At 70.1% G+C, this 12,324-nt stretch carries 13 protein-coding genes; 7 read left to right on the forward strand and 6 right to left on the reverse strand.

The window, feature by feature from the left end; genetic code table 11:
* Positions 1-4 precede the first annotated feature (4 nt).
* Together glcF and AACL56_RS03890 are read left to right on the forward strand one after the other, a co-directional pair.
* On the forward strand, positions 5-1,237 hold the full coding sequence (gene glcF / locus AACL56_RS03885) for a glycolate oxidase subunit GlcF (protein WP_339088517.1): 1,233 nt from the start codon (positions 5-7) through the stop codon (positions 1,235-1,237).
* Between the two features lie 112 nt (positions 1,238-1,349).
* Positions 1,350-1,805, forward strand: a complete 456-nt coding sequence (locus tag AACL56_RS03890) for a carboxypeptidase regulatory-like domain-containing protein (protein WP_339088518.1) — start codon at positions 1,350-1,352, stop codon at positions 1,803-1,805.
* 19 nt (positions 1,806-1,824) lie between these two features.
* On the opposite strand, the gene AACL56_RS03895 is transcribed toward AACL56_RS03890, so the two are convergent.
* From AACL56_RS03895 to lplT, 3 genes are all read right to left on the reverse strand, one after another.
* Positions 1,825-2,316 (reverse strand): glutathione peroxidase, encoded by a 492-nt coding sequence (locus tag AACL56_RS03895; protein ID WP_339088519.1) that lies wholly within the window; start codon positions 2,314-2,316, stop codon positions 1,825-1,827.
* Positions 2,317-2,325: 9 nt separating this feature from the next.
* Positions 2,326-3,225 carry a DMT family transporter gene (locus AACL56_RS03900; protein WP_339088520.1) on the reverse strand — a complete coding sequence of 300 codons (900 nt, stop codon included), beginning with the start codon at positions 3,223-3,225 and terminating at the stop codon, positions 2,326-2,328.
* Between the two features lie 111 nt (positions 3,226-3,336).
* Positions 3,337-4,641 carry a lysophospholipid transporter LplT gene (gene lplT / locus AACL56_RS03905; RefSeq protein ID WP_339088521.1) on the reverse strand — a complete coding sequence of 435 codons (1,305 nt, stop codon included), beginning with the start codon at positions 4,639-4,641 and terminating at the stop codon, positions 3,337-3,339.
* Between the two features lie 180 nt (positions 4,642-4,821).
* On the opposite strand from lplT, the gene alr reads away from it, so the two are divergent.
* The 3 genes from alr to AACL56_RS03920 are packed head-to-tail and all read left to right on the forward strand — an operon-like array spanning position 4,822 to position 7,321.
* Positions 4,822-5,922: an alanine racemase gene (gene alr, locus AACL56_RS03910; protein WP_339088522.1), complete on the forward strand. Its 1,101-nt coding sequence runs from the start codon at positions 4,822-4,824 to the stop codon at positions 5,920-5,922.
* Positions 5,919-6,692, forward strand: coding sequence for a hypothetical protein (locus AACL56_RS03915; RefSeq protein ID WP_339088523.1), 774 nt, complete (start codon positions 5,919-5,921; stop codon positions 6,690-6,692). Before alr ends, AACL56_RS03915 begins: the two co-directional genes overlap by 4 nt.
* An 11-nt stretch (positions 6,693-6,703) precedes the next feature.
* The gene (locus AACL56_RS03920; RefSeq protein WP_339088524.1) at positions 6,704-7,321 is read left to right on the forward strand and encodes a hypothetical protein; all 618 of its coding nucleotides are present in this window, start codon (positions 6,704-6,706) and stop codon (positions 7,319-7,321) included.
* 7 nt (positions 7,322-7,328) lie between these two features.
* Here the strand turns inward: AACL56_RS03920 and AACL56_RS03925 are convergent, their stop codons facing one another.
* The gene (locus AACL56_RS03925; RefSeq protein ID WP_339088525.1) at positions 7,329-8,246 is read right to left on the reverse strand and encodes a LysR family transcriptional regulator; all 918 of its coding nucleotides are present in this window, start codon (positions 8,244-8,246) and stop codon (positions 7,329-7,331) included.
* A 96-nt stretch (positions 8,247-8,342) separates the two neighbouring features.
* On the opposite strand from AACL56_RS03925, the gene AACL56_RS03930 reads away from it, so the two are divergent.
* Both AACL56_RS03930 and AACL56_RS03935 read left to right on the forward strand, forming a co-directional pair.
* The gene (locus AACL56_RS03930) at positions 8,343-9,296 is read left to right on the forward strand and encodes a DMT family transporter (protein ID WP_339088526.1); all 954 of its coding nucleotides are present in this window, start codon (positions 8,343-8,345) and stop codon (positions 9,294-9,296) included.
* Between the two features lie 9 nt (positions 9,297-9,305).
* The gene (locus AACL56_RS03935) at positions 9,306-10,433 is read left to right on the forward strand and encodes a serine hydrolase domain-containing protein (protein ID WP_339088527.1); all 1,128 of its coding nucleotides are present in this window, start codon (positions 9,306-9,308) and stop codon (positions 10,431-10,433) included.
* 30 nt (positions 10,434-10,463) lie between these two features.
* On the opposite strand, the gene AACL56_RS03940 is transcribed toward AACL56_RS03935, so the two are convergent.
* Together AACL56_RS03940 and AACL56_RS03945 are read right to left on the reverse strand one after the other, a co-directional pair.
* Positions 10,464-11,441, reverse strand: coding sequence for a 2-dehydropantoate 2-reductase (locus AACL56_RS03940; RefSeq protein WP_339088528.1), 978 nt, complete (start codon positions 11,439-11,441; stop codon positions 10,464-10,466).
* A gap of 18 nt (positions 11,442-11,459) precedes the next feature.
* A complete protein-coding gene (locus AACL56_RS03945; RefSeq protein ID WP_339088529.1) occupies positions 11,460-12,260 on the reverse strand; it encodes a class II aldolase/adducin family protein in 801 nt (266 codons plus the stop codon).
* Positions 12,261-12,324: the final 64 nt, after the last annotated feature.

A 12,324-nucleotide genomic window follows, 5' to 3' on the forward strand; every position in this document is an offset into this window, starting at 1 on the left:
CCCCATGCAAACCGAGCTCGCCCCCGAATTCCAAGGCACCGACGAAGGTCGCGAGGCCGAGGCCATCCTGCGCAAATGCGTGCACTGCGGCTTCTGCACCGCCACCTGTCCCACCTACCAGCTGCTCGGTGACGAGCTCGACGGTCCGCGCGGACGCATCTACCTGATCAAGCAGGTGCTCGAAGGCAAGACGCCCACGCGCAGCACGCAGCAGCACCTCGACCGCTGCCTGACCTGCCGCAACTGCGAGAGCACCTGTCCGAGCGGCGTGCAGTACGGCCACCTGGTCGACATCGGCCGCAGGATCGTCGACGAGAAGGTGCCGCGCCCCGCCATGGAGTCGGCCACGCGCTGGGTGCTCAAGGAAGGCCTGCCGTCGTCGCTCTTCGGCCCGGCGATGAAGGCCGGCCAGGCTGTGCGCGGGCTGTTGCCCGAGGCGCTCAAGGCCAAGGTGCCCGCCAGGCAGGAGGCCGGCGCCTGGCCCACCGCGACGCACGCGCGCAAGGTGCTGATGCTCGCGGGCTGCGTGCAGCCGTCAATGATGCCCAACATCAACAGCGCTACCGCGCGCGTGCTCGACGCGGCCGGCATCCAGGCGGTGATTGCGCCGCAGGCCGGCTGCTGCGGCGCGGTGAAGTTCCACCTGAACGACCAGGACGGCGGCAAGGCGCAGATGCGCGCCAACATCGACGCGTGGTGGCCGCTGGTGGAGCGCAACGAGGTCGAGGCCATCGTCATGAACGCGTCGGGCTGCGGCGTGACGGTGCGCGAATACGGCCACGTCCTGCGCAACGACGCGGCCTATGCGCTGAAGGCGGCGCGCATCAGCGAACTCACGCGCGACCTGGGCGAACTGCTGCCCGACATCGTGCCCGCGCTCAAGGCCCGCGTGAAGGCGCCGTCCGGCGTGGTGGCCTACCACCCGCCGTGCACGCTGCAGCACGGGCAGAAGCTGCGCGGCGGCATCGAGACGCACCTGCGCGCGCTCGGCTTCGACGTGCGCGTGGCCATGAACGAATCGCACCTGTGCTGCGGGTCGGCGGGCACTTACTCGGTGCTGCAGCCCGAGCTGGCGTACCCGCTGCGCGATCGCAAGCTCGGCCACCTGAAGCAGCTGCAGCCCGCGGCCATCGCGTCGGCCAACATCGGCTGCATCACGCACCTGCAGAGCGGCAGCGGCGACACGCCGGTGCGGCACTGGGTGGAGCTGCTGGACGCGGCGCTCGGCCCGGCCTGAGAGAAGCCGCGAACGAGCCCTGGGCGCACAGCGGGGAGGGGGTTGGTCCGACTCGCGCAAACGCGGCCGGCGGCGCATCATGGCCGCACCGAATCTGCAAGGAGCCTGTGCCATGTTGGATGTTTCCGCACCCCCCGTTTCCCCCGCGCTGCGGCGCGTGCTGTCGACTTGCGCGTGCGCGATCGGCGTGGCCGGCGCATTGGCCGCACTGCCTGCGCAGGCGCAAGGCGCCATGCCACCCTGGCAGGGCGCCGGCTCGGCGCGCTACGTGTGCGGCGGCATCGGCTCCGACGAATCGACGGCCATGCGGTCCGCCATGAAGGACCATCCGCTCGCCCTCCTGTTCGCGCGCGCCGACGGCGCCTACATGGCCAACGTGGACGTGACGATCAAGGGCGGCGATGCCAACAACGCCGCCGCGCTGGCCTTTCGCGCCAACGGCCCGGTCTGCCTGGTCGACGTGCCCGCCGGGCGCTACGTGGTCGATGCCTCGGCACCGGGCGGCGCCGTGAAGAGCCAGACCGTGACGGTGGGCGGCGGCTCGAAGACGGCGGACTTCAGGTTCTAGAAGGGCGCGCCGCCGTCGCTCAACCGGCGGCAGCCAGCGCGGCTTCCACGTCGCGCGCGAGCGAAGCGGGCGTGTCCAGCGGCGCGTAGCGCTTGAGCACCGTGCCGTCGCGGCCGATCAGGAACTTGGTGAAGTTCCACTTGATGGCGGTGCTGCCGAGCAGGCCCGGCTTTTCCTTCGTGAGCCACCGGTAGAGCGGCGCGGCGTTGGCGCCGTTGACGTCGATCTTCTCCATCATCGGAAAGCTGACGCCGTAGTTCTTCGTGCAGAAGGCGCCGATCTCCTCGTTGGTGCCGGGGTCCTGCGCGCCGAACTGGTTCGACGGAAAGCCCAGCACCGCGAGACCCTGGCCGGCGTACTTCTCGTGCAGCGCTTCCAGCCCCGCGAACTGCGGCGTGAAGCCGCACTTGCTGGCGGTGTTCACGATCAGCAGCACCTTGCCCTTGAAGGCGGAGAGCTTCACCGGCTTGCCGTCGATCTGGTTGGCCTCGAAGTCGTAGACGGTGGTCATGGGGTGTCCTCAGTGAGCGGAAGTGGCGCTGGAGGAGCGATCATCGCCCCGCACGGTCGTTCGCGCAAACGCCGACCATACCGCGCCCAGCACGATCAGCGCAGCGCCTGCCAGGATGCGCGGCTCCATCGCGGCCGCGCCCAGCGCCACCGAGGAGACGCTCGCAAAGATCACCTCCGACAGCATGATCACCGAGGTGGCGGTGGCTGCAAGTCGCGCTGCGCCGTACTGCAGGCACACGTTGGCGATCACGAAGCCCGTGCCCAGCAGTGCGGCCCAGCCGAGCCAGCCCGGCGACGCGAGCAGGGGCGAGTCGATGGCGCCGAGCGCCGTGCCCCCCAGCGCCGCGACGCCGGCCATGAAGGTGCAGCCGCAGAACATCGCCAGTGCGCGCGACTCGCCGGGCGCATGCCGCAGCCGGCGCAGCACGATGTTGGTCACCGCGAAACCGAAGCCCGCCGCCACGCCGAGCCAGTCGGGCAGGCTCGACGGCACCGGCCAGTCGGTGCCCGGCGCCTTCAGCACCACCGCCACGCCGGTCAGTGCAAGCGCCACGCGCGCCAGGGCGCCGCCCGTGGGACGCTCGCCCAGCAGCAGCCAGCCCAGCAGCACGCTCCACAGCGGCATCAGGTAGAACAGCAGCACCACGCGCACCACGTCGCCCTGGGTCACGGCCCAGTTGAAGCCCACGTTGGTGAAGCCGGCGGCCAGGCCCAGCAGCACCAGCATCGGGTTCGCCACGAAGCCTTTCCATGCATGGCGGCGCACCAGTCCCATCAGCACCGCGATGGCCAGGTAGATCAGGCAGGTGGTCCACAGCGGATGCAGCCCGTGGCTGGCGATCTGGCGGAATGGAAACCAGGAGACGCCCCAGACGAAGGCGTTCAGTAGCAGGGCGAGTGCTGGCATGGGGACACGGGTTCTTCAAGGGACACCGGGGAACCGGCCTTGCCGGGCCTCCGGTGTCGCCCCCGGCGAGGGGATGGCGTCGCGACACGAAGTGCGCGAAGCCTGGGGGCATCAGTGATGTTTGTCGCTTCGGGCGATCGCAAGGAGGTGTTCGACTTCCTCGGGGTACTTCTTGAGGTTGTTCTCGTGCCAGCGCTTGATGAGCCACATGCAGCCCGCCACCACCAGGCCGAAGGCGCTGATGGCGCCGTAGGCCGACAGGCCCAGCCCGGTGCACACGCTGTAGAAGCCGCCCAGCAGCAGGATGCAGGCCTGCTCGTTGAAGTTCTGCACGGCGATGGAGCGGCCGGCGCCCATCAGGTTGTGGCCGCGGTGCTGCAGCAGCGCGTTCATCGGCACCACCAGGAAGCCGCCGAGGCCGCCCAGCAGGATCAGGAACGGCACCGCCAGCCACACGTTGCCGATGAAGTTCATGCAGATCACCATCAGCCCCATCGCGATGCCCATGGGGATCACGCGCGTGGCCATGTCCAGGCGCATGCGCATCGAGGCGACCACCGCGCCCACGGCCGTGCCGATGGTCACGACGCCGGTCAGTGCCGAGGCCTGGGTCGTGTTGTAGCCCAGCGCCAGCGAGGCCCAGGCCAGCACGATGTACTTGAGGTTGCCGCCGGCGCCCCAGAACAGCGTGGTGGTGGCCAGCGAGATCTGGCCGAGGCGGTCGCGCCACAGGCGGGCGTTGCAGTGCCAGAAGTCGGGCAGCAGCGCCGCCACGTTGCGCACCAGGCCATGCTCGGGGTTGGCGCGCAGCGGACGCATCTCGACGCCGGTGTGCGGGATGCGGGTGTTGAACCAGGCCGCCAGCGCGTAGACGAAGATCAGCACCGAGATCGCGGCTTCGGCCGGCGAGTCGATGCCGGTATCGATCAGCGGGAAGTCGAAGGACAGCAGCTTGCTGGACACCGCATGCCCCACCAGGGAGCCGCCGAGCACGATGCCCAGCAGGATCGACGCGATGGTCAGTCCCTCGATCCATCCGTTGGCCTTCACCAGCTGCGAGGCGGGCAGCAGCTCGGTCAGGATGCCGTACTTGGCGGGCGAGTAGGCCGCGGCGCCCAGTCCCACGATGGAGTACGACAGCAGCGGGTGCGAGCCGAACAGCATCATCAGGCAGCCAACCACCTTGATGGCATTGCTGATGAACATCACCTTGCCCTTGGGCAGGGCGTCGGCGAAGGCGCCGACCAGCGGGGCCAGCACCACGTAGAACACCGCGAAGATCGGCACCAGCGCCGCGCGCTGCCATTCGGGCGCGCCCGAACTTCGCATGAGATCGACGGCAACAACGAAGAGCGCTTGGTCGGCCAGTGACGAAAAGAACTGGGCCGACATGATCGTGTAGAAACCGCGCTTCATCGATGGGCTGGCTGGCCAGAGGGTCTGCTGGCGGTAGTGAAAAAGTGTCGCGTGGTGGGCGAATGGGCGGTTATAGCACGGGGGTGCGACGCCGAAATAGGCAGCCCCACGGTGTTCGACCCCATTCCCGAAGATGCTAAAACGTGGTCTGCATTCTTCCCGACCCTTCGCAGAGTCCCCATGCCGCGCCCCATTCTCGCCACCGTTCACACCGATGCCCTGCGCCACAACCTCGACCGGGTGCGCCGCTCGGCCCTCGAAGCCCGCGTCTGGGCGGTCGTGAAAGCCAATGCCTACGGCCACGGCATCGAGCGCGTCTATGAGGGATTGCGTGGTGCCGACGGCTTCGCGCTGCTCGACCTGGCCGAGGCGGAGCGCGTGCGTGCGCTCGGCTGGCGCGGCCCGGTGCTGCTGCTCGAAGGCGTGTTCGACGCGCGCGATCTCGAACTGTGCTCGCGGCTCGACCTCTGGCACGCGGTGCACTGCGACGAGCAGATCGACATGCTCGCCGCCCACAAGACGCTGAAGCCGCAGCGCGTGTTCCTCAAGATGAACTCGGGCATGAACCGCCTGGGCTTCACGCCCGAGCGCTTCGGCTCGGCCTGGACCCGCCTCAACGCGCTGCCCCAGGTCGACGAGATCTCGCTCATGACCCACTTCAGCGACGCCGACGGCACGCGCGGCATCGCCCACCAGCTCGAGGTCTTCGAGCGCGTCACGCGCGACCTGCCGGGCGAGCGGTCCATTGCCAACAGCGCCGCGACCCTGCGCCACGCCGACACCACGCGTGGCGACTGGGTGCGCCCCGGCATCGTGCTGTACGGCAGCGCCCCCGACTTCCCCGAGCACGACGCGGCGCACTGGCAGCTGCAGCCGACCATGACGCTGTCGACCCAGCTCATTTCGGTGCAGACGCTGAAGGCCGGCGACACCATCGGCTACGGCTCCAGCTTCACGGCCGAGGGGCCGCTCACCATCGGCGTCGCGGCGGTCGGCTACGGTGACGGCTACCCGCGCCACTGCAACACCGGCACGCCGGTGCTGGTGAACGGCGTGCGCACCCGCATGGTCGGGCGCGTGAGCATGGACATGATCACCGTCGACCTCACCGGCGTGCCCGACGCCGGGTTCGGCAGCGAGGTCACGCTGTGGGGCCGGTCCGCGAAGACCGGGGCGGTGCTGCCCATCGACGACGTCGCACGCGCGGCGGGCACCGTCGGCTACGAACTCATGTGCGCCGTGGCGCCCCGCGTGAACTTCGCGCCCGCCGACGGGCAATGAAGGTCCTGTCCAACTGGCGCTCCGTGCGCCTGTGGGAAACCCGGGTCGAACGCGACCTGCACCGCAAATACAGCCTGCGCACGCACGGCATCCTGATCGGCAGCTTCACGCTGCTGCTCATGTGGTGCGTGTCGGCGCTGCAGATGCACCTGCTGCACGTCGACTCGCTGGCGGTGCGCTACTTCCTCACGCTGGGCGTGGGCTACGTCGGCTACCTGCTGGTGCTGCGCTGGTGGGCCCGGCGGCTGGTGGAAGGGCGCGAGCTGAACGTCGACATCGACGCGCCCGACCTCGATATCGGCGGGGGACGTGGCAGCGGCAGCTCGCACGGCCACGCGAACCTCGGAGGTGGCGGTAGCGGTGGCGGCAGCAGCGGCAGCCGCAGCGGCAGCGGTCTTTCCGATGTCGCCAGCGGCGCGCTGGACGTGGCGGGCTCCTCCGACGAGGGCGCCGTCATCGTGGTGCCGGTGGTCGCCATCTTCCTGATCTGCACGGCGGTGGTGCTCGGCGCAGGTTCCCTGGTGCTGCTGTATTTCAGCTGGGACGCGCTGCTGGCCGTGGCGATCGAGGTGGCCTTCTCCTATGTGTCGGCCCGCGCGGCGGTGCGCGTGGCGCGCGAAGGCTGGCTCATGGCGGCGGTGCGGCTCACCTGGAAGCCGCTGCTGGGCGCCGTGGTCTGCGCGGTGGCGCTGGGCGCGCTGCTCGACCACTTCATGCCGCAGGTCAACTCGCTGCCGGAGGCGGTGCGGGTGCTGATGAAGACGCACTGAGCGGGCTGCGCATGTCGAGCGACGCCAGGAAATACCTGCAGGCGCTGGGCGCCGGGCTCGCCGAAGCCCTGGGGCCGGGCTACCGCTTCCACAAGTCCGCGCTCGAGCTGCGCGCGGCCACCGATGCGGGCGAGAACCTCGTCACCCTGGGCGGCGCAATGCGCCACTCGCCGCTGGTCGACGTCGCCTTCCATTTCGGCTGCAGCTATGGCGCCGCGAAGGCCGTGGCCAAGCAGCTCGGGTTGCAGGCCGGCCCGCACATCGTGCAGTACTCGCTCAACCGCGCGTCCATGAAGGGCCTGCCGATGTCCGGGCCGGGCCGCGGGAGCTGGAGCGTGCACATCGGCACGCCGCCGGACGCCACCCTGTTGACCGAGATCGCCACGGCGATCCGCGGCATGGCCGGGCCCTTCTTCGAGCGCTTCGCGGGCATGGCGGCCGCCAGGGACGCGGTGGCCGCGGACGACAGCTGGTGCCTGGGCGGCAGGATGCAGTGGCGCAGCGTGCTGGCGCTCGACGCCGCGCTGGGCGAGCTCGATCACTTCAGGGCGTGGGCTGCGCGGCTGGACCCGCTCAACGCGCAGGAAGCGCACGGCCTGCTGCTGCGCGCCGAAGCCTTGCGCGGCTGAACGCGGCTCAGCCTTCGGCCAGCGCCTCGCGCAGGTGATCGACCAGCACCTGGCACTTCGGTGCGGTGAATCGGTTCGGCGGGTACAGGATGTACGCGTGGCCCTGGTAGTTGCCCTGGAACTCCCAGTCTGCGAGCACGCGCGCCAGGCGGCCCGCTTCGAGTGCCTCGCGCGCGATGAAGGCCGGCACGCAGGCCACGCCCAGGCCGGCCAGCGCGGCCTCGAGCCGCACCTCGCTGTGGTTGGAGACGTAGCGCCCGCGCACCACGACCTCGGCCGGTTCCGCGCCGTCCTTCCTGAACCGCCAGTGGTTGTCGCGCTCGTGCTCGCCCAGCGACAGGCAGCTGTGGCCGCGCAGGTCGTCCGGATGCGCGATGGCCGCGTGCCGCGCCAGGTACGCCGGCGTGGCGCACAGGATGTGCGCCACCGCCATCAGCCGCCGGGCCACCAGCCCCTCGGGCGGCTTGGTGGTCAGCCGCACCACCAGGTCGACGCCTTCGCGGATCGGGTCGATGTCGCGGTCGGCCACCACCAGCTGCACGTCGACGTCGGGATAGCGCCGCAGGAACTCCAGGATGTGCGGATGCAGCACGCGCCGCGCGAAGGCCTTCGGCGCGCTGATGCGCACCAGCCCGCTGGGCTTGCTCGCGAACTGCTCGCCGACCTCCATCGCGCCCTGGGCCGCGAGCACCAGCTCGCGGCACCGTGCGAAGGCCTCGGCGCCGGCCTCGGTCAGGCGCAACTGGCGCGTGGTGCGCTGCAGCAGTTGCACGCCGATTTCCTTCTCCAGCCGTTTCACCTGCCGGCTCGCGGCCGACGGCGTCATGCCCAGCAGGTCGGCCGCGGCCGAGAAGCTGCCGAGTTCGGCGACCCGCAGGAAGGTCACCATCTCCGGCAGCACTTTGAGAAATGAATTCGTTCCCACGACGCAATAGTCCTGTTCCGGCCGATGGCTGTGCGGCCCGGGTGATGCCCCGAACAATCCGTGCCTTGTTGTTTGTTCGTGAAGCGGGTCGACAGTATGAAGTCAGGAAAGCGGGCCGGCATCGGCATGGCCGAACTCATGCTGCTGCTGGTGGCGGCGGTGTGGGGCGGCAGCTATGCCGTGGCCCGGCAGGCGACGCAGCAGCTGCCGGTGCTGGAGTTCATCGCGCTGCGCTTCGGGCTGACCTTCGTCGTGTTGCTGCCCGCGCTCGGGCCGCTGTTCAGGGATGCGGGGTGGCGCCAGGGGCTCGCCGCGGGCGGCCTGCTGGGTGCCAACCTGCTGGCCATCTTCGTGTGCGAGACCTTCGGCGTGTCGCTCACCAGCGCGAGCAATGCCGCCTTCCTCATCAGCCTGTGCGTCGCGATCACGCCGTTCGCCGAATGGTGGCTGCTGGGACAGCGGCCGGCGCGGCGCGTGTTCTGGGCCGCGGGCCTGTCGGCGGCAGGCGCGGCGATGCTGTCGGCCACCTCACCGGCGGCGCTGTCGATGGGCTGGGGCGATGCGCTGATGGTGGTTGCGGCCGTGCTGCGCGCGGTGATGGTCTGCATGACGCGCCGGCTGGCGGGGCGGCACACGCTGCCGGCGCTGACGCTGACCGCCGTGCAGTCGGGCGTGATGGCGCTCGGCGCGGCCGCGATCGCGCTGGTGGCCTCGCCCTGGGGTGGCGCCTGGCACCTGCCGCCCGCCACCGCATCGTTCTGGTGGGGCATGGCCTACCTCGTGCTGCTGTGCACCGTGTTCGCCTTCTTCGCGCAGAACCATGCGGCCTCGCGCTCCAGCCCGAGCCGGGTGTCGCTGCTGATGGGCAGCGAGCCGGTATTCGGCGCGCTGATCGCGGTGTACGGTTTCGGCGAGCGCATCGGGCCGTGGGGCTGGGCCGGCGGCCTGCTGATCGTGGCGGCCGCATGGTGGGTGACGCTGCCGCCGCGCGAACGATCGAGCAGGAATCCGGGCGTCCCGCGCATGGAGGTTCCGGTCCGCTCTCCCTAGACTAGGGCCATGGACCAACCGACCGAAGCAGAACTTCCCCCCGCCGACCACGGCAACTGGCACATCCGGCCCCACAGCACCTGGGCCTTCCAGCATGTGCGCGAGATCGTGCCCGTGGCCGACATCGCCAACGACGCCGCCCGCGCGGCGCCTTTTCCCACCGGACTCGCAGGGCTCGATCTCGCGGAACTCCAGCAGCTCACCCGCACCGACGCCCTCGTCGTGATGCACAAGGGCCGCGTGGTGCACGAGTTCTACGACGGCGGCATGACCGCGCACACGCCGCACATCCTCATGTCGGCGACCAAGTCCGTCGTGGGGCTCGTGGCCGGCACGCTGCATGGCGCGGGCCTGCTCGACGTCGACTCTCCGCTGTCCGACACCGTGCCCGAACTCGCCCGCACCGCCTTCGAAGGCGCGACCGTGCGGCACCTGCTCGACATGCGCACCGGCGTCGTCATGGACCCGCAGGCGCTCGAGGCCTACCGCGCCGCCACCGGGTGGGATCCGCTGCCGCCCGGCGCGCCGCCGCCGGACCTGCGCCGCTTCTTCGAGACCACCACCGCCACGCACGAGCCGCACGGCGGGCCGTTCAGGTACACCTCGGCCAACACCGACCTGCTGGGGCTCGTCATGGAGCGCGTGGCGGGCCAGCCCTTTGCCACGATCGCCAGCGAGCGCCTGTGGGCACCGATGGGCGCCGAAGACCCGGCGTACATCACCGTCGACGCCAGGGGCGCGGCCCGCTGCACCGGCGGCCTATGCGCCACCGCGCGCGATCTGGCGCGCGTGGGCTGGATGGTGCTGCAGCAGGGCCATGCCGCCGACGGCCGTGTCGTGGTGCCGGCCGGCTGGATCGACGACACCTGGCACGGCGGCGACGCCGAGGCCTGGCGCCAGGGCGAGTTCGCCGCCGGGTTCGCCGGCATGGCGATGCGCTACCGCAGCGGCTGGTACGTGGTCGACGACGCGCCCGGCATGCTCTTCGCCATGGGCATCCACGGGCAGCACCTGTTCGTCGATCCGCGCAGCGAGCTGGTCATTGCCAAGCTGTCGTCGCAGAACCAGCCGATCGACGCCATTGCGACGGCGCGCACGCTGCGTGCGGTTGGCGCCATCCGGCGCGCGCTGGCCTGACGCTGCCGCGCCGGCGCAGCGCCGCGGGTCTCAGTACAGCCCGAGCTGCCGCGTGCGCAGCCGCGCCAGCCCGAGCAGCGCATCGGTGAACGGCGTCGCCACGCCCGTGAGTTCGCCGAGCTCGCGCACCACGGTCACCAGCGCGTCGAGTTCGACCGAGCGGCCGGCCTCGACGTCCTGCAGCATCGAGGTCTTGAATGCGCCGAGCTTCATGGTGACCGCGTGGCGGTCTTCGGGGCTCTGCGTGATCTCGATGCCGATGCGCCGGCCGATTTCCTTGGCCTCCAGCATGACGGCCGAGATGAAGCCACGCACGTAGTCGTCGCCCATGATCAGGTCGGTGGTGGCGCCGGTGAGCGCGCTGATCGGGTTCACCGTCATGTTGCCCCACAGCTTGAACCACACGTCTTTCTGGATCTGCGGCGACAGCGTGGCGTCGATGCCGGTGCGCTTGAGCAGCTCGACCAGCTTCTGCACGCGCGGCGTGGCCTCGCCCGAAGGCTCGCCCACGATCAGCCCGTTGCCGAAGTGGTGCCGCACCACGCCCGGCGCGTCGAGCGAGCAGCTGCAATGCACCACGCAGCCGATCACGTTGCGCGAGGGTATGGCGCGGGCGATGGCGCCCTCGGGGTCGACGGCCGCGAGGCGGTGGCCGGTGATGGCGCCGCCGAAGCCACCTTCCAGGAACCACCACGGCACGCCGTTCATGGCCACCAGCACGAGCGTGTCGGCGCCGATCAGCGGCCCGATGCGCTCGGCCACGCCGGCGAGCGCGGGCGCCTTCACGGCGATGACCACCAGATCCTGCACGCCGAGTTCGGCGGGGTCGGCCACCGCATTGACGGGCACGCGCGTACGCACATCGCCCCGCATCAATGACAGGCCGTCGCGCTGCAATGCTTCGAGCGTGGCGCCGCGCGCCACCACGTTCAGCCGCTCGCCCGCCTGGGCGAGGCCGACACCGATCCATCCGCCAATCGCGCCGGCGCCGTAAATACAAATCTTCATGAGCTCAGTCGCTTCGGTTCAGTTGCGGTACGAGGGGTCGATGCGGTCCACCTGCCGCACCAGCGCGTTGAACACGTCCTGCCCGGCGCCGTGCTCGGGGCTGAACTGCAGCGCGTCGCGCGTGCAGCGCTGCGCGATCTCCTCGCTCACCGGAATGGCCGCGCCCATCGAGAAGGTCGCCATCTGGATCTCGCAGGCGCGCTGCAGCGTCCACAGGATCGCGAAGGTCTGCGGCAGCGTCTGGCCCCAGGCCAACAGGCCGTGGTTGCGCAGGATCACCGCGTTGCGGTCGCCGATGCTCTTGAGCAGGCGCGGGCCTTCGTCGGCGTGGATGGTGATGCCCTCGAAGTCGTGGTACGCCACCATGCCGTGCAGTTGCGCGGTGTAGAAGTTGGTCTGCTGCAGGCCGCCCTGCAGGCAGGCCACGGCCACGCCGGCGGTGGTGTGCGTGTGCATCACGCAGTGCGCGCCGGGCAGTCCGTCGTGGATGGCCGCATGCACCGTGAAACCGGCCGGGTTCACCGGGTAGGTCGAGCCGTCGAGCACCTTGCCCTGCAGGTCGATCTTCACCAGGTTGCTGGCCGTGACCTCGCTGTAGTGCAGGCCGAAGGGGTTGATGAGGAACTGCTTCTCGCCGCCCGTCACGCTGTCGGGCAACCGCACCGTGATGTGGTTGTAGATCATCTCGACCCAGCCCAGCATCGCGAACACGCGGTAGCAGGCTGCGAGCTCTTCGCGCGCGGCGCGTTCGTCGGGATGGATCGAGGGATGGACCAGGGCCGACGCGGACGACGGCGTGGTGGTGGCGAGAGGGGTCATTGCAGTTCCTTTCAAACAACTTGCCCATCGCGCCTGGCTGTCATCCTTCCCTTCGCGGGAAACA

Source organism: Variovorax paradoxus, from assembly GCF_902712855.1.
Lineage (GTDB): Bacteria > Pseudomonadota > Gammaproteobacteria > Burkholderiales > Burkholderiaceae_C > Variovorax > Variovorax paradoxus_Q.

What these genes read in the sequence shown, in the direction of transcription:
- glcF (WP_339088517.1), top strand. Translation starts at nt 5, where the DNA reads ATGCAAACCGAGCTCGCCCCCGAATTCCAAGGCACCGACGAAGGTCGC.
- AACL56_RS03890 (WP_339088518.1), top strand. Translation starts at nt 1,350, where the DNA reads ATGTTGGATGTTTCCGCACCCCCCGTTTCCCCCGCGCTGCGGCGCGTG.
- AACL56_RS03895 (WP_339088519.1), bottom strand. Translation starts at nt 2,316, where the DNA reads ATGACCACCGTCTACGACTTCGAGGCCAACCAGATCGACGGCAAGCCG.
- AACL56_RS03900 (WP_339088520.1), bottom strand. Translation starts at nt 3,225, where the DNA reads ATGCCAGCACTCGCCCTGCTACTGAACGCCTTCGTCTGGGGCGTCTCC.
- lplT (WP_339088521.1), bottom strand. Translation starts at nt 4,641, where the DNA reads ATGAAGCGCGGTTTCTACACGATCATGTCGGCCCAGTTCTTTTCGTCA.
- alr (WP_339088522.1), top strand. Translation starts at nt 4,822, where the DNA reads ATGCCGCGCCCCATTCTCGCCACCGTTCACACCGATGCCCTGCGCCAC.
- AACL56_RS03915 (WP_339088523.1), top strand. Translation starts at nt 5,919, where the DNA reads ATGAAGGTCCTGTCCAACTGGCGCTCCGTGCGCCTGTGGGAAACCCGG.
- AACL56_RS03920 (WP_339088524.1), top strand. Translation starts at nt 6,704, where the DNA reads ATGTCGAGCGACGCCAGGAAATACCTGCAGGCGCTGGGCGCCGGGCTC.
- AACL56_RS03930 (WP_339088526.1), top strand. Translation starts at nt 8,343, where the DNA reads ATGAAGTCAGGAAAGCGGGCCGGCATCGGCATGGCCGAACTCATGCTG.
- AACL56_RS03935 (WP_339088527.1), top strand. Translation starts at nt 9,306, where the DNA reads ATGGACCAACCGACCGAAGCAGAACTTCCCCCCGCCGACCACGGCAAC.
- AACL56_RS03940 (WP_339088528.1), bottom strand. Translation starts at nt 11,441, where the DNA reads ATGAAGATTTGTATTTACGGCGCCGGCGCGATTGGCGGATGGATCGGT.
- AACL56_RS03945 (WP_339088529.1), bottom strand. Translation starts at nt 12,260, where the DNA reads ATGACCCCTCTCGCCACCACCACGCCGTCGTCCGCGTCGGCCCTGGTC.